The sequence below is a fragment of the Amycolatopsis sp. genome, from assembly GCF_035546795.1.
Lineage (GTDB): Bacteria > Actinomycetota > Actinomycetes > Mycobacteriales > Pseudonocardiaceae > Amycolatopsis_E.
On record NZ_DASZWC010000003.1, the window covers coordinates 169,613 to 194,257 of the forward strand.

Consider the following 24,645-nt stretch of genomic DNA (forward strand, 5'->3'; position numbering starts at 1 on the left):
GCGGCGCGGATCAGACCGTGAACAGGTCCGGATCGGCCGCGCGCCAGTCGTCCTCCCAGCCGGTCCGCGGCCCGTCCAGCAACTGGCCGGGTTCGAGCCATTCGTACAGCTCGGCGTAGGTGCGCACGGTGGTCGCGTCGAGCCGTTTGCGCAGCATGTGCGGGCGCAGCAGGGCGGGATCCGACACGCCCATGGCGGCCATGATCTGCTGGGCGGAGCGGACGGTCGCGCGCTGGAACCGGTACACCCGCTCGGTTTTGCCCTCGACGTCGAGCGCGCGGGCCCGGCGCGGATCCTGGGTGGCCACGCCGACGGGGCAGTGGTTGGTGTGGCAGCGCTGGGACTGGATGCACCCGACGGCGAACATCATCGCCCGCGCGGCGTTGGTGTAGTCGGCGCCCTGGATCAGCCGCTTCACGATGTCCGCGCCGGTGGCGACCTTGCCGGCCGCGCCGAGCCGGATGCGGTCCCGCAGGCCGGTGCCGACCAGCGCGTTGTGCACGGTCATCAGGCCGTCGGTGAGCGGGACGCCGATGTGGTCGGAGAACTCCAGCGGGGCGGCGCCGGTGCCGCCCTCCGCGCCGTCGACGAGGATGAAGTCCGGGGTGACGTCCTCGGCGAGCATCGCCTTGCACACGGCGAGGAACTGGGTCCGGGAGCCGACGCACAGCTTGACGCCGGCCGGCTTGCCCTGCGCCAGTTCGCGCATCTTCGCCACGAAGAGCACGAGCTCACGCGGGGTGGAGAACGTGCGGTGGTACGGCGGGGAGATCACCGTCTCGCCTTGGGGCACCTCGCGTACCTTCGCGATCTCGGCGTTCACCTTGCTGCCAGGCAGCACCCCGCCGATCCCGGGCTTCGCGCCCTGGGAAAGCTTGAGGGACACGCATTTCACACTGTCCGAAGCGGACTTGCGGGCGAACTCCGCCTCGTCGAACCCGCCGTCACGCGTGCGGCAGCCGAAGTACCCGGTGCCGATCTCCCACACGAGGTCGCCGCCGGGGCGCAGGTGGTAGTCCGAAAGCCCGCCCTCGCCGGTGTCGTGGGCGAAACCGCCCTTCGCCGCGCCGCCGTTCAGTGCGAGAATCGCGTTGGCGGACAAGGAACCGAAGCTCATCGCCGACACGTTGAGCAGCGCCATGTCGTACGGCTTCGCGCAGCCCGGGCCGCCGACTCGGACACGCGGCGGCTCGTCCGCGGTCTTCACCGGGGCCATCGAGTGCACGAACGACTCGTACCCGTCCTCGTACACCTCCCGTTCGGTGCCGAACGGCGATTCGTCCTCGGTCGCCTTCGCCCGCTCGTAGACGATGCTGCGCACGTCCCGGTCGAACGGCCTGCCGTCGAAGTTCCGCTCGATGAAGTACTGCTGCATCTCGGGCCGGATGGCTTCGAGCAGGAAGCGCAGATGCCCGAGCACGGGGTAGTTGCGCAGCACCGAATGCCTGCGCTGCAAGAGGTCGTACCAGCCCACGGCGGCGGCCGCGACCAGTGGCGCCGCCGCGAAGGCCCACCACGGTGAAACGGCCACGGCCAGGAACACCGTCCCGGCGGCGATCACGGTCAGCACCGCGATGATCGCGAAGCGCATCAGGCCAGCGCCCACTGCGCCAAGATCACCCGGAGCGCCGTGACGAGCGGGAGCGGCTGGTCGAGCATCGGATGGTGCCCGGCATCGGGCAGTTCGGCCAGCAGCGCGCGATGGTCGAGCAGCTTGCGGATCTCCTCGAACATCGCGGGCGGCACCAGCCCGAATTCGGAACGCAGGAACGCCGTCCGGCAGTCGAGCCGTGGCAGCAACTCCCGCAGCGGCTCGCGGCTGCCGTACAGCATCGGGTCGAACTTCCAGGTCCAGCCGCCGTCCACGCGGCGGATCGACTCCTCCGCTATGTGCTCACGCACGTACGGCAGCAGCACGTCCTGCGCCGGCACGGTCCGGAAGCGGCCGAGGATCTCGGCGCGGTCGGCGTAGATCCTGGTGGGGCGACGGCGCTCACGAAGCCGTTCCTCCTCCGGCGGCCGGTCGTTGAGCGGCGAGTCGATGATCGCCACCCCGTGCACCCGGTCGCCGTGCCGCGCCCCCGCCGTCGCGGCGACCCAGCCGCCCATGCTGTGCCCGACCACGCAGAACGGGCCGTCGATCCCGCCGGCGTCGGCCGCGGCGACCACCTCGCGCCCCCAGTGGGCGAGGTCGTAGGGCTTGCGCCACGAGCTGTCACCGTGCCCGGACAGATCGGGCGCGACCACCCGGTGCGAGCCGGCGAAGAACGGGGCGATGTGATCCCACCAGCCGGAGTTCGCCGAGCCGCCGTGCACCAGGACCAGGCCCGGGCTGCCGGGAGCACCCCAGCAGCGCAGGTGCACCCGGGTTTCCCCGACAGCGGTCTCCCGGTGCTCGGGCGGGTGGGCCAGCGCGTCGGTGAACCAGCGCGGTGTCATGTCGTCCTCCCTCGAGCCTGCGGATGATGTTAATCGTTGGCCAGGATGCCCGTGGTCACCTCTCCAGGCACCCCGAACACCGAGCCTGGTACGGGCAGGCGTTCATGCTGGTATAACCGGCACCACGCTGGACGGGGCGGAGGCGGGTTCGATGGTGGACATGGTGCAGCGCAAGGAACTCGCGGCCTTCCTCCGGTCACGGCGGGAGGCCACCGACCCGATGAGCTTCGGCCTCACGCCCGGCCCGCGGCGGCGCACCCCCGGCCTGCGGCGGGAGGAGCTGGCGCAGCTGTCCGGCGTCAGCGTCACCTGGTACACGTGGCTCGAACAGGCTCGTGACATCAGCGTGAGCAGGCAGGTGATCGACAGCCTGGCCCGCACGCTGCGGATGCCACCGCCCGAGCGCGCGTACCTGTTCGATCTCGCCGGGCTCGCGCTGCCCGCCGAGAACCCCGGCCGCCCGCAGGTCGACGACATGCTGCGCCGGCTGGTCGAGACGCTGCGGCCGAACCCGGCGTATGTGGTGAACCCCTGGTGGGACGTGCTCTGCTACAACGAGACCTACGGCGCGCTGCTCGGCTTGGACGGCCGCCCGGTCACCGAGCGCAACAGCCTCTGGCTGATGTTCACCGACACCCACGCCGCTTCGGTCCTGGTCGACTGGGCCTCCGAAGTGGCGCAGCTCGTCGGCCAGTTGCGCGCGCACCTGGCGCGTTACCCCAAGGACCCGCGCGGGCCCGAACTCGTCGAGGCGCTGCGAAAGGCCAGCGCCCGCTTCGGCGAGTTGTGGGATGAGCACGACGTGCGCCCGTTCCGTGTCGCGCGCAAACGTTTCCGGCATCCGGCCGCCGGGCGCCTCGACCTGGACTACGTCAAGCTCGCGGCAGCCGACGATGATCAGCAACAGCTGATCGTGTTCCTCCCCGCGACCGAGCAGGACGCGGCGAAACTCACCGACCTCCACTGATCCCGGTCGCGGAGCGTGTCACAGTATCGTGGCGGCATGAGCGAAGACGGGGACCGGGCGGACAGTCTCAAACTGCATCTGGACAAGGCCAGCTCCGCGCGTATCTACGACTACATGCTCGGCGGGCGTGGTCCCAACAACTACGCCATCGACCGGGTGTTCGGGGACGTCCAGGGCAAGGTGCTGCCCACCATGCAGCCCGCGATGCGGGAGAACCGCCGGTTCATCGGCCGGGCCGTGGAAGCGGCGCTGGAGCTGGGTGTCCGGCAGTTCATCGACATCGGCTCGGGGCTGCCCAGCCTCGGCCAGACGCACGAGGTCGCCGACCGGGTCGCGCCCGAGGCGAAGGCGCATGTCGTCTACGTGGACAACGAGCTGATCGCCAACGCGCATTCGGAAATCCTGCTCGGTGAGGAGGCCGAACCCGAGCGGCACCAGGCCGTACTGGCGGATTACTTCGCGTACGGCCAGCTGTGGCGCAAGGTCCTCGCCACCGGGCTGATCGACCCCAAACAGCCGGTGTGCCTCATGGTCACCGCCGTGCTGCACTTCATGCTGCCGGAGGACCGGCCGGACATCCCGCTCGACTACTACCGCCGCAAGCTGCCTTCGGGCAGTCTCCTGGTGCTCACCCACGCGCTCGACGATCCCGAAGACGAGGGCCTGCAGCAGGTCGCCCGCGCCTACGAGAACACCACGAGCCCGGCCCATCTCCGCACCAACGAGGAGATCCGGTCGTTCTTCGGCGACTGGGAGCTGCTGGAGCCGGGGCTGACGTGGACAGGGCTGTGGCGGCCGAAGGAAGACCGCTCGGTGGAGCCATGGTGGGAGGACGACACCCGTGACCTGCCGCCGGGGGAGACCTGGTGGGGGAACAACGAAGCGGCCATGATCTACCGCGCCGGCGTCGCCCGTAAGCCTTGAGTCCACTGTGGACTCGAGAAGAACCGTGATCTTGTAAGGGAAGTTCGTCACGCACCGTGTCCATGGTCGCGGACGGTGACCTGGACTGGACCTTTTCGCGGATACGCCTTTTGGCCCCTTCCATCCCGCCACGTCGTGGAATATGTTGTGATCCGCAACATAGCTCCGCCGGGTGGGAGGGAGTCTCGAAGATGAGTACCCCGGACGCGCCGGTCGGCACGTCGCCGTAACCGGCGGATCTCGGTAATCGCGTACCAAAGCCGCACCAACCCCGACGCGGCTGTTGTCGTCATGCGCGAAATGCGATCAAGGAGGATCGTGTGAGAAGAAACCGACTCCGGCGCGCCGTCGTGCTCGCCGCCGCCGCGCTGGCAGTGACCACCTCGGTACCGCTGGCGGCCGGCGCCGCCACCGACAGCCGGACTCCTGCCTACCTCAACCCCAGGCTGCCTGTGGCACAACGGGTTTCCGATTTGCTGAGCCGGATGACCCTGGCCGAGAAGATCGGCCAGATGACCCAGGCCGAGCGCGGTGCGATCGACGCCGACCAGAGCCAGATCACCAGCCTCGGGCTGGGTTCGGTGCTCTCCGGCGGCGGTTCGACGCCCGCCGAGAACGTCCCCGAGGCCTGGGCGGACATGGTCGACGGCTACCAGAAAGCCGCGCTGAACACGCGGCTGCACATCCCGATCCTGTACGGAATCGACTCCGTGCACGGGGACGGGAACATGGTCGGTGCGACGATCTTCCCGCACAACGTCGCGCTCGGCGCCACCCGTGACCCGCAGCTGGTCGCGGACGTCGAGCACATCACCGCGACCGAGACCCGGGCCACCGGGCCGCAGTGGGTGTTCGCGCCCTGCGTCTGCGTGACCCGCGACGAACGCTGGGGCCGCACCTACGAAAGCTTCGGCGAGGACCCGAAACTGGTGCAGCAGATGGAAACCGCGCTCGACGGGTTCCAGGGCAACGGCAGCTCGGACCTGGCGAAGCCGGACCACGTGCTGGCCACCGCGAAGCACTACGCCGGCGACGGTGACACCACCTACGGCACGTCGACCAGTGGCACGTACACCATCGACCAGGGCGTGACGATCACCGACTGGCAGCACTTCCAGCAGGTCGACCTCGCGCCCTACGTCACCGCGGTGCAGAAGCACGACGTCGGCAGCATCATGCCGTCGTTCTCCAGCGTGCAGTGGACCGACCGCGCGGGCAGCACGCCGGTGAAGATGAGCGCGAACAAGGAACTGCTCACCGACGTGCTCAAGCAGAAGATCGGGTTCGACGGGTTCCTGATCAGTGACTGGGAGGCCATCCACCAGCTGCCGGGCGACTACGCGACGCAGGTGCGCACGGCGGTGAACGCGGGCATCGACATGTTCATGGAGCCCAACTCCGCGCCGCAGTTCGAGCAGGCACTGCTCGCCGAAGTGCAGGCGGGCCGCGTCTCGATGGCCCGGATCGACGACGCGGTGAGCCGTATCCTCAAGTCGAAGTTCGAGCTGGGCCTGTTCGAGCACCCCTACACCGACCGGACCAACATCGGCACCGTCGGCTCGGCGGCGCACCGTTCCGTTGCGCGGCAAGCGGTCGCGGAGTCGCAGGTGCTGCTGAAGAACTCCGGCAACGCCCTGCCGCTGAAGCCATCGCAGAAGATCTACGTGGCCGGGGTGAACGCGAACGACATCGGCAACCAGGCCGGCGGCTGGACGGTCTCCTGGCAGGGCCAGTCCGGGAACGTCATCCCGGGAACCACCATCCTGCAAGGGATCCAGCAGGTGGCCAGGAACGTGACCTACAGTGCCGACGCGTCCGCGCCGACCAAGGGCTCGGACGTCGGCGTCGTGGTGATCGGCGAAACGCCTTACGCGGAAGGTGTCGGTGACGTCGGGAACGGGCACACGTTGAACATCTCCGACGCCGACCGCGCCAACATCGACAAGGTGTGCGGTGCGATCAAGACCTGCGTCGTGCTGGATGTGGCCGGGCGCACGCAGATCGTGACCGACGAACTGTCCAAGATGGACGCTTTCGTGATGTCATGGCTGCCCGGCAGCGAGGGCGCGGGAGTGGCGGACGTGCTGTTCGGCAAGAAGCCGTTCACCGGGAAGCTCTCGGTGACGTGGCCGCGCAGCGAGTCCCAGGAGCCGATCAACGTCGGCGACCCGAACTACAACCCGCTCTTCCCCTACGGTTACGGCCTCACCACCCGCCGATAGTCACCTGCCACCCGCCCCGGTGCCTGCTCACGGGCGCCGGGGCGGGGTCGTGCCCAACGTGGTCGTACGGGCCACTTCCGTCGACGGGTAGCAGGTCGCGCTTGCACTGGCCGAGACCGGCCCGGAGTCCGGCGGCTGCGCTGCGCTGCTCGCCACCCACTACAACGGCCTGTCGCTGGAAAGTCCCACGCTCGTGCTGCCCGGCGACAGCCGCGGAGCCGTTACGTCCGTTCGCCGGCCCGTCTGCACCTGCGCAACCTCGCGCCCTCCTGATGTCCGGGTCAGTCGAAGGTGGCGGCGGCCAGCATCTGGTCGACCTGGGCGTCCAGTGGCGAGCCGGAGTTGTACTCCACCACCAGGATCTTGCTCATCGGCAGCCACCACATGCGGAGCCGGCCGTTCTGGCTGGTGTCCTGGCATGTGACCTGCCACTGCGAGTAGTCGGCCTTCTTCGAACCGATCGGCGCCAGGCCGGCTTTCAGCAGGCTGCTGCCGGTCGCCGTCGAGCCCGGCACCAGTGTCCTGGTCACGCACAGTGGCGCGTCGGCCCCGGTGTACCAGCCGTATGGGCGGCTCGTGTTCGGCGCGTTGTACGGACCGCCCGGGGTGCGCAGGTCGAGTAGGCGCACCACGCACGCGGTGGTGTCCGTCGCGAGGCAGCCGTCGAAGGTGCCGTTCGGAGTGCTTGGGGTGTAACGGGTTCCGTTCGGCGGGGTGACGTGCATGGTGGCCACCGTGATCGGCGCGGCCGGTTTCGGCGCCCCCGTGGCCGCGACGGCCTCGCCTGCCGTCGATCTCGCGCACGAGGTGCCCGTCAACGCCACCAGTCCGGCCAGCACCCAGCACCACACGACCCGCATGAAAGCCCTTTCTCGCCACCGGTCCCGGAGAGTTCGACGCACGGCACCGGGCTCCGGTTGCGTGTTCGGGCGAGAAGTTCGATCATGTTCCGCACCTTGTCGAGATGTCGACCCCGCTGCCAGGATTGCCGGACGAGACCGAGATCCACGTCCACAGTGGACGCAAGGAGGAGCGATGCCCGAGTACCGGGTCCTGGCTTTCGACATCTTCGGCACCACGGTGGACTGGCGGACCGGGGTCGCCGACCAGGTCGCGGCGATCGCCGCGCGGCAGGGGATTTCGCTGGACGCCGAGGCCTTCGCCGACGACTGGCGCGGCCGTTACCTGCCGTCGATGCGAAGCGTGAACGACGGCGAGCGCGAGTGGGCCTACCTCGACACCCTGCACCGTGAGTCGCTGGACGAGATGCTCACCGAGCGTGGCCTGGACCTCGCCGAGGACGTGCGCCGGGAGCTCGTCCGCACCTGGCACCGGCTGCCGGCGTGGGAAGACTCGGTGGCGGGGCTGGCCCGGTTACGCGAAAGGTATGTGGTGGCCGCGCTGTCGAACGGCGGGTTCGCCTTGCTCACCAACCTGATCAAGGCCGCGGGGTTGCCGTTCGACTGTGTGCTGTCGGCGGAGCTGGCGCGCAAGTACAAACCGGCGCCGGAGCCGTACCTGACCGCGGCCGCGCTGCTCGACGTCCGGCCGGAGGAGGTGCTGATGGTCGCCTGTCACCACTGGGATCTCGACGGCGCTCGCGCGGCCGGCCTCGGCACTGCCTTCGTCGAACGCCCGCTGGAGAAGGGACCGCACGGCGCCGACCGCCCCGATCCCGCCAGGGCGGACCTCACCGCACGCGACTTCCCCGGCCTGGCGGATCTGCTCCGGCATTCATGATGAGGCGATCCCACAGCGAGGGGCCGCTCCGTGCACCGCCACGCAGATCACTCCCTAGCCGCCCAGGTCGTAACCGTGGCGGATGGCCAGCGCCACGGCGTGCGCCCGGTTGCGGGCGCCGAGCCGGGTGCTCGCGGAATCCAGCAGCGAGCCCGCCAGCCGCGCGGGAACGTCCAGCGCGGAAGCCGTCTGCTCGATGGACAGCCCGGCGGCGGCGCACGCCAGCACGTCGATCTCGTCCTGGGTCAGGCGCGGCAGCAGCGGCGCGACTCCCTTGCTGGCCATCAGAATCCGAGGAGAAGCGTCGCAGCGGAGTACACCTTGGACAGTGCCGCGCAGCGCCGCCCAGTCCTCCGGTGCGATCTCGTCTTCCCGGCAGGCCAGCAGGAAGATCGCGGCGCCGGGCTGCCGCGTGCGGATCGCCCGGCAGCGGGGCACCAGGCCCTCGCAGGCGCCGTCGATCAGCACGAGATCGTCGCTTCCGGGTTTCGCGAGCTGCTCGGCGAACTGCTCGTGGTGGGCTCGGTCCCCGACATAGTTCACCGTCTGCACCAGAAGGACCCTACGGCGGCCGGAGCACGCCGACGATCATGAAGGGCCCGTCCGGGTGACGCTCGAAGGGGTTGCAGTGCCTGCGGCCGGGCTGCAGGCACTGCAACCCCCGGAGGTCAAGCGCCGACCAGCGGCGGCACCCGGAAGTCCACGTATCGCGCCGTACCGCCCGCCGCCGCGTTCAGCCGGTCCGGGTCCGCCACGTCGTCCCACCGTCCCGTTTGGACGCGGTGCTCCAGGGCCGAAAGCGCGGCAAGGGTTTCCGACGTGGTGAACGCGCAGTGCCCGGTCGCCCGCACGTACGCCTGGCGCAGCCGGGAAGCGCTTCCCGAAACTGCCACCCGTTGTCCATACCAGTTCTCCTGCCCGACCGGGACGAGCTGGTCGGCAACCGTGTGGATGTCCAGTTCGGGTACCGCGAGCCTGCCGGTCGGCTGGGAGGTCCGGGCGAGGTGCGCGCCCGCCACCGGGTTCCCGTGGATGTCCGCGTCCCGGGTCAGCTTCGCCAGGTCGGCGTCGAGGTCCAGACCAGCTTCGCGGTAGAGCGCGCGCACCTGGCCGGCGTTGCGGCTGCGGTCGAGCAGGGCCCGGTAGTTCACGCCGGCTGTGCCGGAGCTGTTGCCCCCGGCGGCCAGTTCGATCTGGTAGCGGCCGGTCATCACGAAACCGAGCACGTACGACGTGAGCTCCTGTGCCTGCTGGGCTTCCTGCTCGCGGAAGCCGGCCGGCGGGGTGGCGCCGGTGAACCAGGTGGGCTCGTTCATCAGCGCCGCGCCGAGTGCGGTCCTGGCCTGGCCCTGCGGGCTCGCCTGGGCACCGCTGACCACGCCGGTCAGCGTCGCGGCGGCCGCTGCCGCGTCCACGGTGTCCTGGTAGTTCACGAGTTTGACGGGCACGTCGGGCGCGAGCAGATGGGACAGCGCGTACTCGCCGTTGAGCTGATAGTCGTTCATGTTCACCGCGCCCGCGACGAGCCCGCAGGTGGTGAGCGTGCCGTCGATCCGGTGGCCGCCGTCCTCGGATTCAAGTGCGCTGATCAGCCCGCCCATCGACGTGCCCCACGCGAGTGTGCGCCGTGGCCTGCCGATGAGGTTTTCGACCGCCTGCAGCGAGTCGAACTGGTCACGCACGGCCGATTCCAGTGCCCACCACGACGGCCCGGAGTACGAAGAGCCGACGAGCGCGTAGCCGCGGTCGAGCAGTGCCTGGCGGGTGGCGTCGTCCGGGGCGTCGTGTGCGGTGAGCGGGCCGAATCCGTGGCTGTACAGGATGATCGTGCCGGTCCAGTTGTCCGGCACGTCCGCCACCCAGTTCGCGCCGTCGGGCAGCCCGCCGCTGTACTGCCGATCCGCCGCCTGCGCCGGCAGCGCGCCGCCGCACAGCAAGGCCGCGACAGCCGCCACGACACCGATTCGCTTCCGCCACATGGCTGTTCCCCTTCCGCCACACCGCATGAGAGGTACGGCGCGCAGCGTGCCACGGAAGGCCCCGCTTGTACAGGTTTCCTGTATTTCTGGTCAGTGCGGGGGACGGTCCGACAGTGCCGCATGGCACAACACGACGTAGTGCCGGAACTCGTCGGACTCGGCAGGGCCGAGTCCGGAGACGAGCTGTTCCTCGATCGCCGCAACGGGTTCGCGGAACCGGGCCAGCACCCGGCGGCCCGCCGCGGTCAGCCGGATCACGCGGCGCCGCCGGTCCTGCGCGTCGTTCTCGCGCACGATGAACCCGCGCTCCTCCAGCGCGGTGACCATGCCGGCCATCGTCTGGTCGGTGACGAAGGAGTTGCGGGCCAGTTCCGCGGTGGTCAGGTTCGACCGCCGTTCCAGCACGGTCAGTGCCGTGTACTGCAAGGAGGTCAGCGCGGCAGGCCGCAGTGTCTCGTCGAGGCGGGCGCGCACGGCGAGCTCCAGCTGTTTGATCAGGTACAGCAGGCTCGGCGGCGAGGGCTTGGTCGGCACCTGTCCATGGTGACCCACCGCGGTCCCGGCCCGGCGGAACCCCGGAAATGCGGACATTCCCGGCACATGCGGTCACGGATCGGTTTCGGCCGGTGAGAGATTGGACAGGATTCCTGTATGTTTCGCGGCCTGAAGCTCACCGTGGAGGTTTCATGAGCACGACGACCGGTTCTGGCCGTAAGGCGGTCCACACCCGGCAGCTCACGCCGGGCACCCAGATCGCCACCGCGATCGCGGTCTGCGTCGCGCAGGTCGGGCTCGCCATCCCGGCCGTGCTCAACGGCCTGTTCCAGCAGGATCTGGGCACCACTTCGGCCCAGCTCACCTGGATTTCGGACGCCTTCCTGGTGCCCGTCACGCTGCTGGAACTGACCTTCGGCGTGCTCGGGGATCTCTTCGGCCGCAAGCGTTTGCTCATCGGCGGCAGCCTGTTGCTCGCGATCGGCGAGATCGTCAGCGTGCTCACCCCGGGCGCCGGGGTGAGCACCGACGCACGGGTGGCCGTGCTGTGGATCGGCCAGGCGCTCGCCGGGATCGGTGCCGCCGTGCTCTTCCCGACCACGCTCGCGATGGTCGCGGCCGGCACGCACACCGCGCGGAGCCGGGCGCGCGGGATCGCGATCTGGGCCGCCGCCCTGTCGTCCGGCGGGTTCATCTCACCGCTGCTCGGCGGCCTGATGACGAAGCTCAGCTGGGGTGACGACCCGAACGCGTCGTGGCGGTGGGCGTTCGTCGCGGTCTGTGTGCTGGCCTTGGTGAGCACCGCGGTCGCGTTCACCGCGCGGAACTCCTCGGCGCCGGAAGGACGATCGCTGGACTGGCCGGGGCAGATCACCATCGCGGTCTCGTTGTTCGCCCTGCTGTTCGCGGTGATCCAGGGTTCGACGAGCGGCTGGTCCGATGCCTGGGTGATCAGCGGGTTCGTGGTGGCGGTGATCTTCTTCGCGCTGTTCATCCTCGCCGAGCGCCGGTCGCCTGCTCCGTTGCTGCGGCTGGACCTGTTCCGCAACCGCGCCTTCGCGACGAACTCCGTGGTGACCGTGTTCGGCATGTTCGCCTTCCTCGGCACGGCGTACTCGACGAGCATCCGGCTTTCGGCGATCCAGGAGTTCTCGCCCCTGAAGACCGCGATCGCTTTCGTGCTGCTGCAAGGGTTCGCGCTCGCACTGATGCCGCTGACCGCGCGGGTGATCCACAACTACAACCCGCGCTGGGCGCTCGGTGCCGGGTTCCTGCTGATCGGCGCCGGAGACATCTGGATCGCCACGCATTCGGTCGCGGACCTGGCGTTGCTGCCGATCATCGCGCCGCTGGTGCTGATCGGCGTCGGGTTCGCTTTCGCGCTGTCCGGGGTCACCGCGGTCGCCGTGAACACGGTGCCGAACCACCTGGCCGGGATGGCGTCGGGGACGACGAGTCAGTTGCGGGACTTCGGTTTCACGCTCGGGCCCGCGGTGGTCGGCGCGATCGCGCTGAGCAACGCGGCTTCGGCCATCCAGGCGAAGATCGCCGGAAGTCCGTCGCTGCAGTCGGCGATGGCCGCGTTCAACGCCGCGCCGGCGAAGGCGCCCGAGGCCGAACGCGCGACCGTCGAGGCGGCGGTGGGCGCGGTGAACTCGGGCCCGCTGGGCGCGAACGCGGTCCCCGCGTCGGTGAACCCGCTCAAGGACGTCGCCTTCGAAGCGCTCGGCCACGCCTATTCGATCGGGTACGTGGTGTGCGGGGTGGCCGCGCTGGTGGCGGCTTTCCTTGCCGCGGTGGTACTTCGCGGCGGCGCGGACCGGCCGATGGTCACCGAGGAGTCCTTGCACGACTGAGGATCACCGCGGTGGCGACGATCGAGCAGGTCGAGCAGGCGCTGCGCAAGTCGGTGCGCGCCGTGCACCCCGAGCCGGGCTGCAGGACGGGGACGAGGATCGCGGCGCGCTCTAGCGTTCCGGATACTCCGGCAGCTCGATCTCGTTGGCGAACTTGTCCGTCATCTTCAGCAGGAGGCCGAGCAGGAACCGGGACTTGAACGTCCAGTCGCGTAGCTTGATCCGCAGGCGGGTCGGCGGGGCGAGGAACGGGCCGGCGTTGCCGCGCTCGGACACCTTCGCGTACGTCCGGAACACGTCCTCGTACCGCTGGAACGCCACGCGGTGGTCGCCGTGTGCGGCGTGGAGTTCGCCGGCCAGCACGTAGGCGCCGACGACGGCCAGGCCGGTGCCGAAGCCGCCTAGCGTGTTGCCGTAGGCGGCGTCGCCGAGCAGCACCACGCGGCCGCGGCTGTAGTGGTCGACGGCCGACCGGCTGATCGAGTCCAGGTACAGCTCCTTCGCGGCCGGGATCTTGTCGACCAGCTCCGGCAGCCGCCAGCCGCCGTTCTGGTAGGCGTCGACGACCAGCTTCTTCTGCTGCTCGGTGTCGTACCGGTCGTAGTCGAGCTGGGGCGAGGCGAACACGAAGAAAGCGCGCGCCTTCGGGCCGCCGACGGCCGCCATCCGGCCGGGCTCGTTGTACATCTTGGCTTCGGCGCCGGTTTCGCCGAGATCGGCGAGGCAGTAGTAGTAGCCGAGGTGCGTGACGTAGTCCGGCTCCGGGCCGAAGGCGAGCCGCCGGACGTTGGAGTGGATCCCGTCCGCGCCCACGACCAGGTCGAACGTTTCCGCCGGCGAGTTGGCGAACGTGACGTGCACGCCGTTCGCGGTCTCGGTCAGCGACGTGATGGAGTCGCCGAAGCGGTAGTCGCAGCTGCCCTTCGTGCGCTCGTAGAGCAGTTCGGACAGGTCGCCGCGGCCGATCTCGATCTCGCCGCCGGTGAACTCGCCGGGGATCACGGCGAGCGGTTTGTCGTCGGCGTCGACGATCGTCTGGTCGCGGCCGCCGGTCTGCCGCCGCAGCACGTCGTCGAGGATGCCCATCTTCGTGAGCACGGTGCGGTGCGTGGCGCCCTTGAAGTCCACTGCCTGGCCGCCGAGCCGCAGCTCGGGGGTCTTTTCGACGACGGTGACGGAGTAGCCGTAGCGGTCGAGCCAGTAGGCGAGCGCGGGGCCGGCGATGCTGGCGCCGGAGATCAGAATGTTCATGTCCGTCACGTTCGCCGGCGCCGCTGACCATGCGCTGACTGCCGGCTGACCGGTTACGCCGGCGCCCCCGGTGCCGATATCACCGACGTGATCACCAGGGTCGTGCTCGTCGTCGTGGCGGAGGTGGAGCTCGACGCGGTGCCGGATCGCGCGTGGGCGCCCGGGCCGGTGGTGATGCGCTGGCGGGTCGGCACGCCGAAGGAGGTCGCGTCCACGGCCACGGAACGCCTGTACTACCTCAACGAAGGCCTGGAAGCCTGCCTCTACCGGCGCGAACACACCCCGGTCCGGTGGCATCGGACGCTGTCCGGCGTGCCGTTTCCGGGCCGGCCGCAGGCGCGGTTCGACGCGGTCGAGGTGTTGCGGCTGCCCGGTCTGGCGGGTGTCGGTGACCGGGGCCTGTGTGCGGTGCACGTGTCGGCCGGGGAGGCCAGCGTGGACGAGGCCGAAGCCCTGATCTACGCCGCCAGCAACCTCAACATCCGGCACGGCGCGCCGCTGCGTACGGAGCTGGATCGGCTGCTCGCCGGCGTGGGCAGGCTGGCCCAGCAGAGCAGACGGGCGCATACGGTCGGCTTCGTCGTGCCGCGGAGCCGATTGTCCAAGCCGTTCAAGGGCGCGAGTACGCCTGCGGAGCAGTGGCTGTATCTGCTGGCCAATCAGGCGCGAATCCCACCTTCGGCGGAGGTGCTGACCGAAGCGGCGAAGTCGGATATCGCGGTCTCGGAGGATTACCGTGCGCGCGTCACGACGTTCGGCATTTCGTTGGTAGCGCTGAAACCCGCAACGGAGCAGAAGAACGTGGCAGTGCACGAAGCCGTCGAGTTCTTCGCGCGCGGCCTGTACACGGATCTGTTGCTGTTCGGGGTGAGCCGCACGGTGTTGCTGCGCCTGCTGTCCACACGCACCACCACGGCGCTGATGGACACGGCGAACGCGGGCGCGGTGGAGCAGATGCGCTCGGCGCTGTTGTGGTTCCGGCGCCTGTACGTGCGTTCGGACTTCGCGCCGCAACCGCCGTACGACCAGATGCTGCGCCAGTTCTCAGCGGCCAGCGAGCTGGACAACGCGCTGGAGCGGGTGCAGAAGGACGTCGACGACCTGGCCACCCGCCTGCAGGCCCGGCTGAGCGCGCAGACGAACGCGCTGCTCGGGTTGATCGCGGTGATCGGGCTGCCCTTCTCACTGTCGGTGGCGATCTGGGCCGATCTGCAACCGAGCAAACTGCTCTGGCTGCTCGTCGCGTTCGGTGCCGCCACCGCCGTTTCGCTCGTGCTGTTGTTCACCACGAAGGCGCGCAACCTCGTGCGGGACCTGCGTCCGATGCGGAAGCGCCGTGACTGACCGGCGAACGCGGATCCGGCTGGACGCATTGCGCCGCGTGCTGCACGTGCTGGCCGAACGCCTTGCCGGGACGCCGATCCTGGTGCAGGGCAGCGCTTCGCTGGCGCTGCGGGACGAGCGTTTTCCCCGCACGCCACAGGATCTCGACCTCGCCGTAGCGTCGCCGGACGCGTTCGAGTTGTTCGACTTCAGCGCGGGCGGGATCACCCTGCGCGCGGCAGGCCGGGTGCCTTTCCAGCCGGGCCGGGAGGTGCGGCCGGTCGCTTCGGCGCTCGCGATCGTGGGCGACGAGGACCGGTTCCTGGTGGAGGTCACGGCGGACGAGCGCCGGGTCCGCTGCGGTGGCGAGGGCGCGGTGCGCTGGCAGCCGGTCGAGTACGCGCTGGCCGACCGCTATCAGTCGTACCTGCGGATCCGGAAACGGCTGAACATGCGCTGGCAGGATCTCGCCGATTCGGTCCACCTGCTGCGCCACGCCGGAATTCCGTTGCGTGCGAACGAAGTCCGCCGCGCTCGCGATGAAGTACTGAGCTGGGATCGCGCCAGCGCGATGTATTCCGAACCGCCGGAACCGCCGAGTGAGTGGCTGGCCGCCTGGCGTAAAACGCGGCTGGTCGATTTCCCGGAACTGTGCGAACCGGCCGAAGCGCGGCGGTTGTTCCGCGATTTCTGGCAGCTGCCGGACAAAGACGCGAGATGGCGGGGAAACCGGTGGGAAAATCTCAGCCCATGAGCGCGTTCAGCGCCGCCGTGCTCCGCAAGAGGCAATTCCGCACCGTTGCCGTATCCGGCCGCTCGGCCCGCCCCGGATCGACCGGCGCGGAACCGGCACGATAGACCGTGGACGCCGCCGCGCGGGGCGGCCCCGTGTGCACCAGCGTGCTCGTCATCGGCACCTCCGCCCGCACCCGGTGGATGCGCGTGGCCGGTTCGGCGGCCATCGCGCCGGGCCGCAGGACGCGCGCTTCGCCCTGCCGCAACCACGCGGGAATGCCGGTGCTGAATGAAAAAGTGCCCTTCTCGTGATCGCTTCGGTACCGCAGGGCGGTCACCGGGCGTGCGGCCGGATCATCCGGGGTGCTCAGCCGGTACTCGCGCTCCCGCAGCGCGCCGGTGAGGGTGAGCGAGGCATACGGCCAGCGGTGGTCGTGCGCGTCCGCGTCCGCGCTTTCGGCCGTGGTGAACCATGTGTGCACGCGCAGCCCTGGCACCACGACCACTTTCAGGAAGCCGTTCGGGTGCGCGGAACTGCGCGCCGCGATGCGCGCGATCGTGTCCTCGTCCGAGGCGGCGGAGAACAGCAGCCGGCACAATTCCGGAAAATCCGGTGAAGCGGCCACGGGATCCGTGCCCTCGGTGTCGAAGAGTTCCGGCCAGATCGCGAGGGACATTTCCGGCTCCTCCCGGTGGACACCATTTTATAACGGCGGGCTAGCCTTTCCGGAACAGCATTCGAGCGTGGGGAGCGCCGTGACGCGAAAGCTGCTGGCCTGTGACCTCGACGGCACCCTGCTCGACCGCGACAACGTGGTCGATCCGCGGATAGTCGCGGTTTTCGCCGCGGGGGTGGACATCGTGCTGGTCACCGGGCGGCCCCCGCGCTGGCTGTGGCCCGCGGCGGCGGCGCTGGGGCATCACGGTATCGCGATAGCGGCGAACGGCGCGGTGGTCGCCGCCTGCGGGAAGCGGGAGATCCTGAGCACGGAGGCACCGGATCTGGCTCTGTTGAGCCGGATCCGGACCACGGTCCGGCGGCACTGGCCCGAGGCCGCGTTCGCCGTCGAAACCCCGGAGCAGCTCTACGCCGACGACACCGCCGAACTCGGCGCGGACGCGCTGCCCTTGGAGTGGAGTGCGGATCTGGTGGTGTGCAAGGTGATCTGCCGGCCCGGCCGCCCTGCCGCGCGGGCCCTGCCGCTGCGGAGACTGCTCGCCGGGCTGGTCGACGTGCATCCGATGTCGGCGAAGCCGCCGACCTACGACCTGCGTGCACCCGGCGTGTCCAAGGAGCGGGCGCTGGACGCGCTGTGCAAGACACGGGGGATCGACTGGGCGGACGTGGTCGCCATCGGTGACGAGCGCAGCGACGTGCCGATGCTGCGCCGCGCGGGGCTGGGCATCGCGATGGGCGACGGGCATCCGGCCGCGGTGGCGGCGGCCGACGTGATCGCGCCGCCGTTCGCCGGGGAGGGGGCGGCAACGGTGCTGGCGCGGGCGCTCGGGATCGCGCTGGAGGACGGGTAGTGCCGGAGCTGGCCGGGGTGCTGCTGCCGATCGCGGCCGCGCCGGGGGAGAGTTCGGTCGAGGCGGTCCTGCGCCTGAACGAGTTGCGAGGACGCCTCGTGTTCTTGCTGGGCTGGGGCGAGGTCACGGTTTTCGGCCGCTCGTTGCTCGTCGCCGGTGCCGATGCCGCCGAACGGCTGCGGGCCGCCTGCAACGCCGTGGGCCTGGACGTGCCGGTCACTTGGCTCCCGCTGGAGTCCGAAGTGGATCGCGGCCTGGCCGGGTACACGGTCGCGGCGGCGGCCAGGGCGCTGTGGGCCGAGCCCGCCGAGGTGGCGCGGGCGGACGCTGTGCTGGCGCGCGAGTTCGACACGGCCAGGCTGGTCAAGGCGTACTCGGTGCCGCCGCCGATGTCGGCTCCCGCCGCGACGGGCCCGGTGTTCGATCCGGCCGCGCTGTCCGTCTCCCGGCTTGTCGTCACCGACGTGCACCGGTTCAACAACGGGGTCACCGTGCCCGTCGGCACCGGCGCGGTGCGGTTGACGCCGGGCCTTCGTGAGATAGGCGAACTGGTCGGTACGGGCGCGGGCATCGAGCGGCTGTATCGGGCGAGGCTGGCCCAAAATGCGGATTTCCTCGACTACCTCGCCGAAGCGGCCGAACTCGTCGGGGCGCTGGGCGGGATTTGCTACGACTGGCGCGGCGGTGACGGTCTGTTGTGCACACTCCCCGAACGAGATGCCGTGTCCGCGCTCGCCTGGGCAATGCAGCGAACGGATCGTGGTTATCTCAGCTCGGTCGCTTCCGTCCGGCTCGCCGATGTGCCGCGGAAATCTCTTTTCGCCGCGCTCGATCTCGCCCAGCAGCTACTCAAGAACTGTGCCGGCGGACCGCTGGAGTGGGGCGTGCACTACGAATATCCCGATCCGGTTTCGCCGGCGAGGGCCGGGTACGCGGACGCACGGGTGGCCGCGGAGCCGAACCTGAAAAATCTTTCCGGCCCGCTGTGGCAACGGGTTTCGCCCAGGCTGGATGCGAAACCCGAAGAGTACTCGGGGAAGACGCCTTCGATGTCACCCGATCTTGTTGTGTGACGCGGAGATCGAGCGGGCGTTCGTGAGGTGACGGCGCCTTGCGCGCTCTCGCGATTCCGCTCTGCTTCGGTGCGGCCGGGGTCGCGTTCGCCGACACCGGTCCGGCCGGCGAGGGGCAGTGGGTCTGGCCCGGGGTGAGAACCGGGCCGGACCCACTGTCATGCCCGCACCAGTTCCCGGCTGGTTTCCCAGAGCTCCGCGGACTTGGCGCGGTCATAGGAATCCTTCGATGACGGGACTTCGCGGAAGCCCGAGAAGTACCTGCCGCTCACCCCGGCGAGTTCCGGCGCGAGCACCAGCCGCGCCAGCGCCTTGGCCGAGCGGCCCACGGAATGCGCGTTGACGCCGGGCACCACGATGAGCGCGGGCAGCAGATAGCGCGAGACCAGCGACAGAACTCCGGGGTACTCGCGCGCGAGGCCGGTGCTCGGCATAAGGCCCGGGTCGAACGCGTTGACCGTGATTCCCGCCGGGGCGTGGCGCGCGAACTCATAGGCAGCCATGACATTGCACAGTTTCGAGGTGGTGTAACGGCGCCGCCCGTTGCCGTCGTCGTCGCCCTTCGCGAGAGACCGGGCGTCGGTGTACTCGGGCGAGGGCATACCCGTGCGGTTACGCGGGTCGTGCGTGTCGCTGGCGACGAAGATCACCCGCGCGTCCGTCAGCTTCGGCAGAAGTTCTTGCACCAGCAGGAAATGCGCGAGGTGGTTCACGGCGAAGGTCTGCTCGAACCCGTCCTCGGTGAGTTTCGTGCCGAAGGGGGTCTGGGTGCCGGCGTTGCAGACCACGGCGCCGAGTTCCGGCTGGTCCCGGGCGAACTCGCGGACCGCGCGCAGCGAACCGAGGTCGAGGCTCTTGGCGACCAGGCCGGCCCCGGTGGCCTCGGCCAGCGCCGCCGGGTTCCGGCCGGTGACGATGACCGACCAGCCGGCGTCGGCCAGTGCCCGGGCCGTGCGCCCGCCGAGTCCGCCGGTGCCCCCGGTGATCAGCGCGGTTTTCCGGGTCATTTCTTGCCTTCCTTGGCGGCGAGCGCTCGCAGGGCGACGAAGAGATCGGTGTACATGCGGTGCAGGTCCGCGGTGTCGGGTTCGAGCTGGGTGGCGAAGAAGCAGCCGTCGGAATAGGCGACGGCGAACGGGGTCAGGCGGACGGCGAGGTCACGCGCGATTTTCGGCTCGTGCTCCTGTTCGAGCACGATGGTGATGACTTCTTGGAAGTAGTCGTGGGCCTGGCGGCGGACACGCTGCACCAGCTTGGCCGCGATCTCGTCCTCCTTGGCTTCGAGCGCGAGCAGGTAGGCCAGGCGCAGGAAGAGCGGGTCCGCGGCCACGGCCTTCGCGCCCTGCTCCAGGATGACGGCGGCGTCACCGCGGGGGAGCGCGGCGAACCAGCGTTCCGCGCCGCGCTCCATCACCGACGCGAGCAAACCTTCCTTGCTGCCGAAATGCCAGTACAGCGAGGTCACCGACACCCCGGCGGCCTTGCAGATCGCCGAGACCGGCGTGCCGGCATAGCCGTTCTCGCTCATCAGCCGCTCGGCCACGTCGAGGATCAGCTCGCGGGAGGGCGTGTCCTTCTTCGGCATGGCGTTACTGTAGCGAGCGCTACATACAGTCGCAAGTGGTCTTGACCGGGCAGGCATCCTGAACCGATGGACTACGGGAAGATGTTCAGCCTCGACGGCCGCCGCGCGCTCGTGATCGGCGCGGGCGGGATCGGGCAGGAGGCCGCGGCGGCGCTGGCCGCGCACGGCGCCGAGGTGATCTCCGCGGACAAGGACCCGGCGGCGGGCGCACGACAGCTCGACATCACCGACGGCGAGGCCGTGGAGCGCCTCGCGGAGGAGCTCGGCGCGGTCGACGTGCTGGTGCTCACCGCGGCGATCAACGTGCGCAAGCGGATCCTCGACTACACGCCGGACGAGTTCGACCGCGTGGTTTCCTTGAACCTCAAGGGAACCTTCACGGTGTTGCGGGCGTTCGGCGCCCGGATGGTGGATCGCGGCCAGGGCAGCATCGTGGTGTTCTCGTCCATCCGCGGGCAGACCGTCGAGCCGGGCCAGTCCGTCTACGCGGCGACGAAGGCGGGGATCGTGCAGCTGGTCCGCACGGCCGCGGCGGAGTTCGGGCCGGCCGGGGTGCGGGTCAACGCCATCGCGCCCGGGGTGGTGGAGACCCCGCTGACCGCGCCGATCAAATCCAATGTGGACTGGTACGACGCCTATGCGGCCAAGAGCGCGCTGGGCCGCTGGTCCCGGCCGGAGGAGCTGGCCGGCGCCGTGGTGTACCTGGCTTCGGACGCGGCCAGTTTCGTCACCGGCTCGGTGCTGGCGGTGGACGGCGGCTGGACGGCGATCGACGGGCGGTTCACCCCGCCGGCCTGATCACGGGGATTTCGGGCTGTACGCGGCGAAGAACCGGTCGCGGAAGTCGCTCATCGGCCAGACCGGGGCCTGCGGCCCGGGATGCAGGCCGGGCTGCCAGTTCCAGCCGGAGATCGCCTGCAGCACAGCCGGATCCTTGGCCACGATGCTGATCGGCACATCCCGTCCCGCGCCCTCGCCGCCGGTGACCGCGGTGTTCGGCTGGTGGTCGCCGAGGAAGAGCAGCACGGTGTTGTCGTCGCCGTAGGTCCGCAGGTACGAGATGAGCGTGTCGAGCGAGTAGACGATCGAATCCCCATACGCCGCGCGGACTTTCGCCGGGTCCGACCAGACTTCGCCGGTGGTCTTGCCCTGCGCGGGCATCGGCCCGAAGATCGAGCCGTCGCCGAGCTCGTTCCAGCCGACCATGCGCGGCAGCGGCGCCCATGGCCAGTGGCTGGACACCAGGTCTATCTCGCCCATCACCGGCGGATGCCCGGGCTTGGCGAGCTCGGCCTGCTGGAACTGGGCCATCGCGAACTGGTCGGGCATGCTGGCGTACCCGAATCCGGGGCCCTTGTACCCGATCGAGCGGAAGTCGTAGCGCTGGCTGTAGTCGTAGAACTCGCCCTCCGGCCAGTCGGCGAAGTTGGCGGGCTGGTCGTTCACCGTGCGCCAGCCCGCGTGCCGGAAGGCGCTCGCCATCGTCAGGCGGTCGCTGGAAGTGACTGTGGTGTAACGCTTCTGGTTGTTGATCCAGAGTCCGGTTTCCAAAGTGGAGTGTGCCAGCCAGCTGCCGCCGCCGGTGGTGGACGAGGTGAGGAAGCCGCTGCGGGCGTCGAACCCGGCCGCGCGCAGGCTCGCCGTCCCCGAGTCGAGCACGGCGTCCACCTTCGGTGCGATGTCCGAGTCCTGCACCGCCACGCGCCCGTAGCTCTCCACGAAAACCAGTAGGACGTTCTTGCCGTGCAGGGCGGTCAGGAGCTGGTCGGGCGCGGTGTTGCGGTAAGCGTCCACACTGGACTCCTGCGCGAAGGCCTTCTCGTCTTTGATCTCCTGGCCCACCTGGACCGCGTCGTGGTAGGCCAGCGAGGCGGTGGTGCGGGCGGCGAGCGGCTGGTTTTCGGCGAACTGGAGCCCGAAAACCGCGCAGACGAGCCAGATCACCGAAAGCACCGCGAGGGTACGGAAAGCCGTGGTGCGATGCCCGGCGGCGAGCTTCGTCAGCCGTAGCGAGGCGAAGACCAGCGCGACCGCGAACCCGACGGCGAGCACCGCGATCCCGATCACCGCGGCGACCGCGCCCGCGTGCCCGGCGGAGTCTTCGAGCAGGCCGAAGGCCGGGCCGAAGAAGCTCCAGTCGGTGACCAGGTCGAAGGGTCGCTCGAAGGCGACGATGAACCCCATGTCGGTGATCTTGATGATGGTGAGCAGGGCGAGCAGGATCCCGGCGATGACGGCGACCACGCGGCGGGCCCTGGCGGGGAGCAGGAGCACCAGTCCGAAACCGACGAGGGCTTCGACCGGGATGCGCGGGAACGCCCATGGGGTGAGCAGGTTGAGATCGTTCGGCACCACGAGCGCGGCCACGATGAGCAAACCGCCGAGCACGGTGAGCACCTGGACGGCGATGCGGCGCGCCTGGCCGCGGGGCGGCGGCGCTGCTGGAGTGGACAAGCCACAGGTCCTTCCGTGTGGAGCCGGTGTCGACTGTGTACACGGGCTCCGACTGCGGGCGGTTCAGGTGCGGAAGGCGGGCGCGAGGGCCAGCGGCACCTCGCCCCAGCGATTCGTGAGGGTTGTCCGGACACGGGCGGCCAGAGTGGACAGTTCGGGCAGGCCCGGGAGCTTCGCGGCGACGGCGAGGCGGTGCAGGAGCATCGCCCGGCGGGCCGGGGCGACGACGCGTGGGTCGGCGGGCGGCGGGTCGTCGGCGAGCGCGCGGGCGAGAGTGAAACTGCAGGAGATGAACGCCCAGCCCGCGGTCGCGAGATGCAGATCGTGGTCGAACGCGCTGGTGCGGACGTAGGGGATGGCTTCGCCGGCGATTTCGCGGTAGCGCTCGACGGCGTGTGCCACGACGTTCTCCGGCAGCCGCCACGAGCACCAGCACGAGGGCCACGGGACGGTCAGGTCCGCCACGTCCCAGGCGATGTGCCGCCACTCCGCGCCCTCGAAGTCGACCAGCCAGAACCGGCCGTCGCGGCGGACGTTGTTGTCCGGGCAGGCGTCGGCGGGGGAGAGGGCTTCGGGGCCGGTGAGGTCTTCGAGCGCGTCGAGGCGGGCGCCGGGTTCGAGCTCGGCGATGACCCGGGTGGTGTCGGCGATCAGCTCCGGCATCGTGTTGAGCGCCACCGGGAAGTCGCCCGCGTACTCGTCGAGCGCGGTCTCGAAGGCGACGCGTTCGGTCAGCGTCGTCGCGTGCAGCCTGGCGATGGCCTCGGCCCAGCCCGTGACCGCTTCGGCCGCTGCTTCGGGGTTGTCGCCGAGCAGGAGGTCCGCGACGCTGGGCCCGGTGCCGAGGTCTTCGCAGACGATCGCCGGCGGGGTCGCGTCGATGAGTCCGGCCGTGTGCCGCCCGGCGAGCAGCCGCAGCCCGGCCGCCTCGCGCGCCCAGCCCTCTCCGGCGCTGGTGAACGTCTTCACGATCACGGTGCTGTCGCCGCGCCGCACCCGCTGCACCACCGCGCGCCGGCCGCCGCGCAGCGTCTCCACCACGTCCGTCACGCCCGGCTCACGGCACGACGGTCACCGGCCAGAGGCCGGCCTTCACGAGGCGGGTGGCGACGGAGCCGACGAGCCGGTGACCGGCGCTTTCGGACGCGCCGACGACGACCAGGTCGGCTTGGTGGGCGATGGCGGCGCGCTTGAGCTCGGTGTACGCGTCGCCGCGCTGGACGACGAACGTGATCGGCAGGCCGGTTTCGTCGGCCATCCGTTTGATCGGCTCCCGCAGCTCGGAGATCATCGCCTCGTACGTCTCCTCCTGCGCGCCCGCGAGCAGGCCCGGCGACATCCCCGTCCACGCCGAAGGCGCGAGCACGAACACCACCACCAGCCGCGACCGTTGCCGGCGCGCGAGCCCGGCGGCGTACGCGCCCGCGCGCATCGCCGTGGGGGAGCCGTCGACCCCGGCCAGGACGAGGTGCGGCCCATCGCGCCCGCGCTCGAACGGGCCTGGTGACCACTTGGGCCCGTACGTCTCGATCCGCTGGGCGGAGCCGGCCGCCTCGTCACTCACAGGTTTCATTATCGGACAGCCCGGAACAGCGCTGAGCGCGGGCGCGTTCAGCGGACCATGGACTTCAACACGCAGATCATCGACGAGTTCCGTGCCAACGAGGGCCGGGTCGGCGGCCCGTTCGAGGGTGCCCCGTTGCTGTTGCTGCACACCACCGGCGCCCGCACCGGCAACAAGTACATCAGCCCGGTGATGTACCTGGCCGACCAGGGCCGCTACCTCGTGTTCGCCTCCAAGGCCGGCGCCGACACGAACCCCGCCTGGTACCACAACCTCAAGGCCCACCCCGAGACGAACATCGAGGTCGGCGCGCGGACGGTCAAGGTTCGCGCCGAGGAGCTGCACGGCGAAGAGCGCGACACGTTCTACGACCAGCAGGCCACGTTGTACCCGGGCTTCCGCGAATACGAGCAGAAGACCAGCCGGGTCATCCCGGTGGTCGCGCTCATCCCGGTGGACTGAGCCTCCGCGCGGCTCATCTGCGTTAGAGAAAATATGAGTTACGTAG

The 24,645-nt window shown here is 69.8% G+C and carries 24 protein-coding genes; 11 read left to right on the forward strand and 13 right to left on the reverse strand.

Annotated elements, in window-relative coordinates; translation table 11 throughout:
* Nucleotides 1-10: 10 nt before the first annotated feature.
* Together VHD82_RS04295 and VHD82_RS04300 are read right to left on the reverse strand one after the other, a co-directional pair.
* Nucleotides 11-1,606 carry an FMN-binding glutamate synthase family protein gene (locus tag VHD82_RS04295; protein WP_325697189.1) on the reverse strand — a complete coding sequence of 532 codons (1,596 nt, stop codon included), beginning with the start codon at nt 1,604-1,606 and terminating at the stop codon, nt 11-13.
* Nucleotides 1,591-2,439 (reverse strand): alpha/beta hydrolase, encoded by an 849-nt coding sequence (locus VHD82_RS04300; protein ID WP_325697191.1) that lies wholly within the window; start codon nt 2,437-2,439, stop codon nt 1,591-1,593. Before VHD82_RS04300 ends, VHD82_RS04295 begins: the two co-directional genes overlap by 16 nt.
* 151 nt (nt 2,440-2,590) lie before the next feature.
* Here VHD82_RS04300 and VHD82_RS04305 point away from each other — a divergent pair, with 151 nt between their 5' ends.
* The 3 genes from VHD82_RS04305 (at nt 2,591) to VHD82_RS04315 (ending at nt 6,552) form a co-directional block, all read left to right on the forward strand.
* Nucleotides 2,591-3,406, forward strand: coding sequence for a helix-turn-helix transcriptional regulator (locus VHD82_RS04305; protein ID WP_325697193.1), 816 nt, complete (start codon nt 2,591-2,593; stop codon nt 3,404-3,406).
* Nucleotides 3,407-3,442: 36 nt separating this feature from the next.
* Nucleotides 3,443-4,330: an SAM-dependent methyltransferase gene (locus tag VHD82_RS04310; RefSeq protein WP_325697194.1), complete on the forward strand. Its 888-nt coding sequence runs from the start codon at nt 3,443-3,445 to the stop codon at nt 4,328-4,330.
* A gap of 320 nt (nt 4,331-4,650) precedes the next feature.
* Nucleotides 4,651-6,552: a glycoside hydrolase family 3 protein gene (locus VHD82_RS04315; protein ID WP_325697195.1), complete on the forward strand. Its 1,902-nt coding sequence runs from the start codon at nt 4,651-4,653 to the stop codon at nt 6,550-6,552.
* Between the two features lie 281 nt (nt 6,553-6,833).
* On the opposite strand, the gene VHD82_RS04320 is transcribed toward VHD82_RS04315, so the two are convergent.
* Complete coding sequence (locus VHD82_RS04320) at nt 6,834-7,412, reverse strand: hypothetical protein (RefSeq protein ID WP_325697196.1); 579 nt, start codon at nt 7,410-7,412, stop codon at nt 6,834-6,836.
* A 175-nt stretch (nt 7,413-7,587) separates the two neighbouring features.
* On the opposite strand from VHD82_RS04320, the gene VHD82_RS04325 reads away from it, so the two are divergent.
* Nucleotides 7,588-8,292: a haloacid dehalogenase type II gene (locus VHD82_RS04325; RefSeq protein ID WP_325697197.1), complete on the forward strand. Its 705-nt coding sequence runs from the start codon at nt 7,588-7,590 to the stop codon at nt 8,290-8,292.
* 54 nt (nt 8,293-8,346) lie between these two features.
* Here VHD82_RS04325 and VHD82_RS04330 read toward each other — a convergent pair whose 3' ends face one another.
* The 3 genes from VHD82_RS04330 to VHD82_RS04340 all read right to left on the reverse strand — a co-directional run bounded on the left by VHD82_RS04330 (nt 8,347) and on the right by VHD82_RS04340 (nt 10,805).
* A complete protein-coding gene (locus VHD82_RS04330) occupies nt 8,347-8,844 on the reverse strand; it encodes a hypothetical protein (protein ID WP_325697198.1) in 498 nt (165 codons plus the stop codon).
* Between the two features lie 116 nt (nt 8,845-8,960).
* Nucleotides 8,961-10,271 (reverse strand): alpha/beta hydrolase, encoded by a 1,311-nt coding sequence (locus VHD82_RS04335; RefSeq protein WP_325697200.1) that lies wholly within the window; start codon nt 10,269-10,271, stop codon nt 8,961-8,963.
* Between the two features lie 90 nt (nt 10,272-10,361).
* Nucleotides 10,362-10,805 carry a MarR family winged helix-turn-helix transcriptional regulator gene (locus VHD82_RS04340; RefSeq protein WP_325697202.1) on the reverse strand — a complete coding sequence of 148 codons (444 nt, stop codon included), beginning with the start codon at nt 10,803-10,805 and terminating at the stop codon, nt 10,362-10,364.
* A gap of 152 nt (nt 10,806-10,957) precedes the next feature.
* On the opposite strand from VHD82_RS04340, the gene VHD82_RS04345 reads away from it, so the two are divergent.
* The gene (locus VHD82_RS04345; protein WP_325697204.1) at nt 10,958-12,622 is read left to right on the forward strand and encodes an MFS transporter; all 1,665 of its coding nucleotides are present in this window, start codon (nt 10,958-10,960) and stop codon (nt 12,620-12,622) included.
* Nucleotides 12,623-12,733: 111 nt separating this feature from the next.
* Here VHD82_RS04345 and VHD82_RS04350 read toward each other — a convergent pair whose 3' ends face one another.
* Entirely contained in the window at nt 12,734-13,873 is a 1,140-nt protein-coding gene (locus VHD82_RS04350; RefSeq protein WP_414637436.1) for an FAD-dependent monooxygenase, read from the reverse strand.
* Nucleotides 13,874-13,960: 87 nt separating this feature from the next.
* Between VHD82_RS04350 and VHD82_RS04355 the strand changes: the two genes are divergently transcribed.
* Both VHD82_RS04355 and VHD82_RS04360 read left to right on the forward strand, forming a co-directional pair.
* A complete protein-coding gene (locus tag VHD82_RS04355; RefSeq protein WP_325697208.1) occupies nt 13,961-15,217 on the forward strand; it encodes a hypothetical protein in 1,257 nt (418 codons plus the stop codon).
* On the forward strand, nt 15,210-15,950 hold the full coding sequence (locus tag VHD82_RS04360) for a hypothetical protein (protein WP_325697210.1): 741 nt from the start codon (nt 15,210-15,212) through the stop codon (nt 15,948-15,950). The genes VHD82_RS04355 and VHD82_RS04360 overlap by 8 nt, the downstream gene beginning before the upstream one ends.
* Here VHD82_RS04360 and VHD82_RS04365 read toward each other — a convergent pair.
* Nucleotides 15,940-16,608, reverse strand: a complete 669-nt coding sequence (locus VHD82_RS04365; RefSeq protein WP_325697212.1) for a hypothetical protein — start codon at nt 16,606-16,608, stop codon at nt 15,940-15,942. The two genes, VHD82_RS04360 and VHD82_RS04365, sit on opposite strands and share 11 nt — an antisense overlap.
* A 79-nt stretch (nt 16,609-16,687) precedes the next feature.
* On the opposite strand from VHD82_RS04365, the gene VHD82_RS04370 reads away from it, so the two are divergent.
* Together VHD82_RS04370 and VHD82_RS04375 are read left to right on the forward strand one after the other, a co-directional pair.
* The gene (locus VHD82_RS04370; protein WP_325697214.1) at nt 16,688-17,461 is read left to right on the forward strand and encodes an HAD family hydrolase; all 774 of its coding nucleotides are present in this window, start codon (nt 16,688-16,690) and stop codon (nt 17,459-17,461) included.
* A complete protein-coding gene (locus VHD82_RS04375; RefSeq protein WP_325697216.1) occupies nt 17,461-18,534 on the forward strand; it encodes a hypothetical protein in 1,074 nt (357 codons plus the stop codon). The genes VHD82_RS04370 and VHD82_RS04375 overlap by 1 nt, the downstream gene beginning before the upstream one ends.
* 158 nt (nt 18,535-18,692) lie before the next feature.
* Here VHD82_RS04375 and VHD82_RS04380 read toward each other — a convergent pair whose 3' ends face one another.
* Nucleotides 18,693-19,541, reverse strand: a complete 849-nt coding sequence (locus VHD82_RS04380) for an SDR family NAD(P)-dependent oxidoreductase (protein WP_325697218.1) — start codon at nt 19,539-19,541, stop codon at nt 18,693-18,695.
* A complete protein-coding gene (locus tag VHD82_RS04385; RefSeq protein WP_325697220.1) occupies nt 19,538-20,119 on the reverse strand; it encodes a TetR/AcrR family transcriptional regulator in 582 nt (193 codons plus the stop codon). Before VHD82_RS04385 ends, VHD82_RS04380 begins: the two co-directional genes overlap by 4 nt.
* A 66-nt stretch (nt 20,120-20,185) precedes the next feature.
* Between VHD82_RS04385 and VHD82_RS04390 the strand changes: the two genes are divergently transcribed.
* Nucleotides 20,186-20,917, forward strand: a complete 732-nt coding sequence (locus VHD82_RS04390; protein ID WP_325697222.1) for an SDR family NAD(P)-dependent oxidoreductase — start codon at nt 20,186-20,188, stop codon at nt 20,915-20,917.
* Here VHD82_RS04390 and VHD82_RS04395 read toward each other — a convergent pair whose 3' ends face one another.
* From VHD82_RS04395 to VHD82_RS04405, 3 genes are all read right to left on the reverse strand, one after another.
* Complete coding sequence (locus VHD82_RS04395; protein ID WP_325697224.1) at nt 20,918-22,573, reverse strand: sulfatase; 1,656 nt, start codon at nt 22,571-22,573, stop codon at nt 20,918-20,920.
* A gap of 63 nt (nt 22,574-22,636) precedes the next feature.
* Nucleotides 22,637-23,623: a hypothetical protein gene (locus tag VHD82_RS04400; RefSeq protein ID WP_325697226.1), complete on the reverse strand. Its 987-nt coding sequence runs from the start codon at nt 23,621-23,623 to the stop codon at nt 22,637-22,639.
* Nucleotides 23,624-23,630: 7 nt separating this feature from the next.
* Nucleotides 23,631-24,104 carry a universal stress protein gene (locus VHD82_RS04405; protein WP_414637449.1) on the reverse strand — a complete coding sequence of 158 codons (474 nt, stop codon included), beginning with the start codon at nt 24,102-24,104 and terminating at the stop codon, nt 23,631-23,633.
* A 90-nt stretch (nt 24,105-24,194) separates the two neighbouring features.
* On the opposite strand from VHD82_RS04405, the gene VHD82_RS04410 reads away from it, so the two are divergent.
* Nucleotides 24,195-24,599, forward strand: coding sequence for a nitroreductase family deazaflavin-dependent oxidoreductase (locus tag VHD82_RS04410; RefSeq protein WP_325697230.1), 405 nt, complete (start codon nt 24,195-24,197; stop codon nt 24,597-24,599).
* Nucleotides 24,600-24,645: the final 46 nt, after the last annotated feature.

Coding starts and splice junctions, on each gene's coding strand:
- VHD82_RS04350 (WP_414637436.1), bottom strand. CDS start 13,873: ATGAACATTCTGATCTCCGGCGCCAGCATCGCCGGCCCCGCGCTCGCC.
- VHD82_RS04305 (WP_325697193.1), top strand. CDS start 2,591: ATGGTGGACATGGTGCAGCGCAAGGAACTCGCGGCCTTCCTCCGGTCA.
- VHD82_RS04410 (WP_325697230.1), top strand. CDS start 24,195: ATGGACTTCAACACGCAGATCATCGACGAGTTCCGTGCCAACGAGGGC.
- VHD82_RS04390 (WP_325697222.1), top strand. CDS start 20,186: ATGGACTACGGGAAGATGTTCAGCCTCGACGGCCGCCGCGCGCTCGTG.
- VHD82_RS04335 (WP_325697200.1), bottom strand. CDS start 10,271: ATGTGGCGGAAGCGAATCGGTGTCGTGGCGGCTGTCGCGGCCTTGCTG.
- VHD82_RS04365 (WP_325697212.1), bottom strand. CDS start 16,608: ATGTCCCTCGCGATCTGGCCGGAACTCTTCGACACCGAGGGCACGGAT.
- VHD82_RS04345 (WP_325697204.1), top strand. CDS start 10,958: ATGAGCACGACGACCGGTTCTGGCCGTAAGGCGGTCCACACCCGGCAG.
- VHD82_RS04325 (WP_325697197.1), top strand. CDS start 7,588: ATGCCCGAGTACCGGGTCCTGGCTTTCGACATCTTCGGCACCACGGTG.
- VHD82_RS04385 (WP_325697220.1), bottom strand. CDS start 20,119: ATGCCGAAGAAGGACACGCCCTCCCGCGAGCTGATCCTCGACGTGGCC.
- VHD82_RS04320 (WP_325697196.1), bottom strand. CDS start 7,412: ATGCGGGTCGTGTGGTGCTGGGTGCTGGCCGGACTGGTGGCGTTGACG.
- VHD82_RS04310 (WP_325697194.1), top strand. CDS start 3,443: ATGAGCGAAGACGGGGACCGGGCGGACAGTCTCAAACTGCATCTGGAC.
- VHD82_RS04380 (WP_325697218.1), bottom strand. CDS start 19,541: ATGACCCGGAAAACCGCGCTGATCACCGGGGGCACCGGCGGACTCGGC.
- VHD82_RS04300 (WP_325697191.1), bottom strand. CDS start 2,439: ATGACACCGCGCTGGTTCACCGACGCGCTGGCCCACCCGCCCGAGCAC.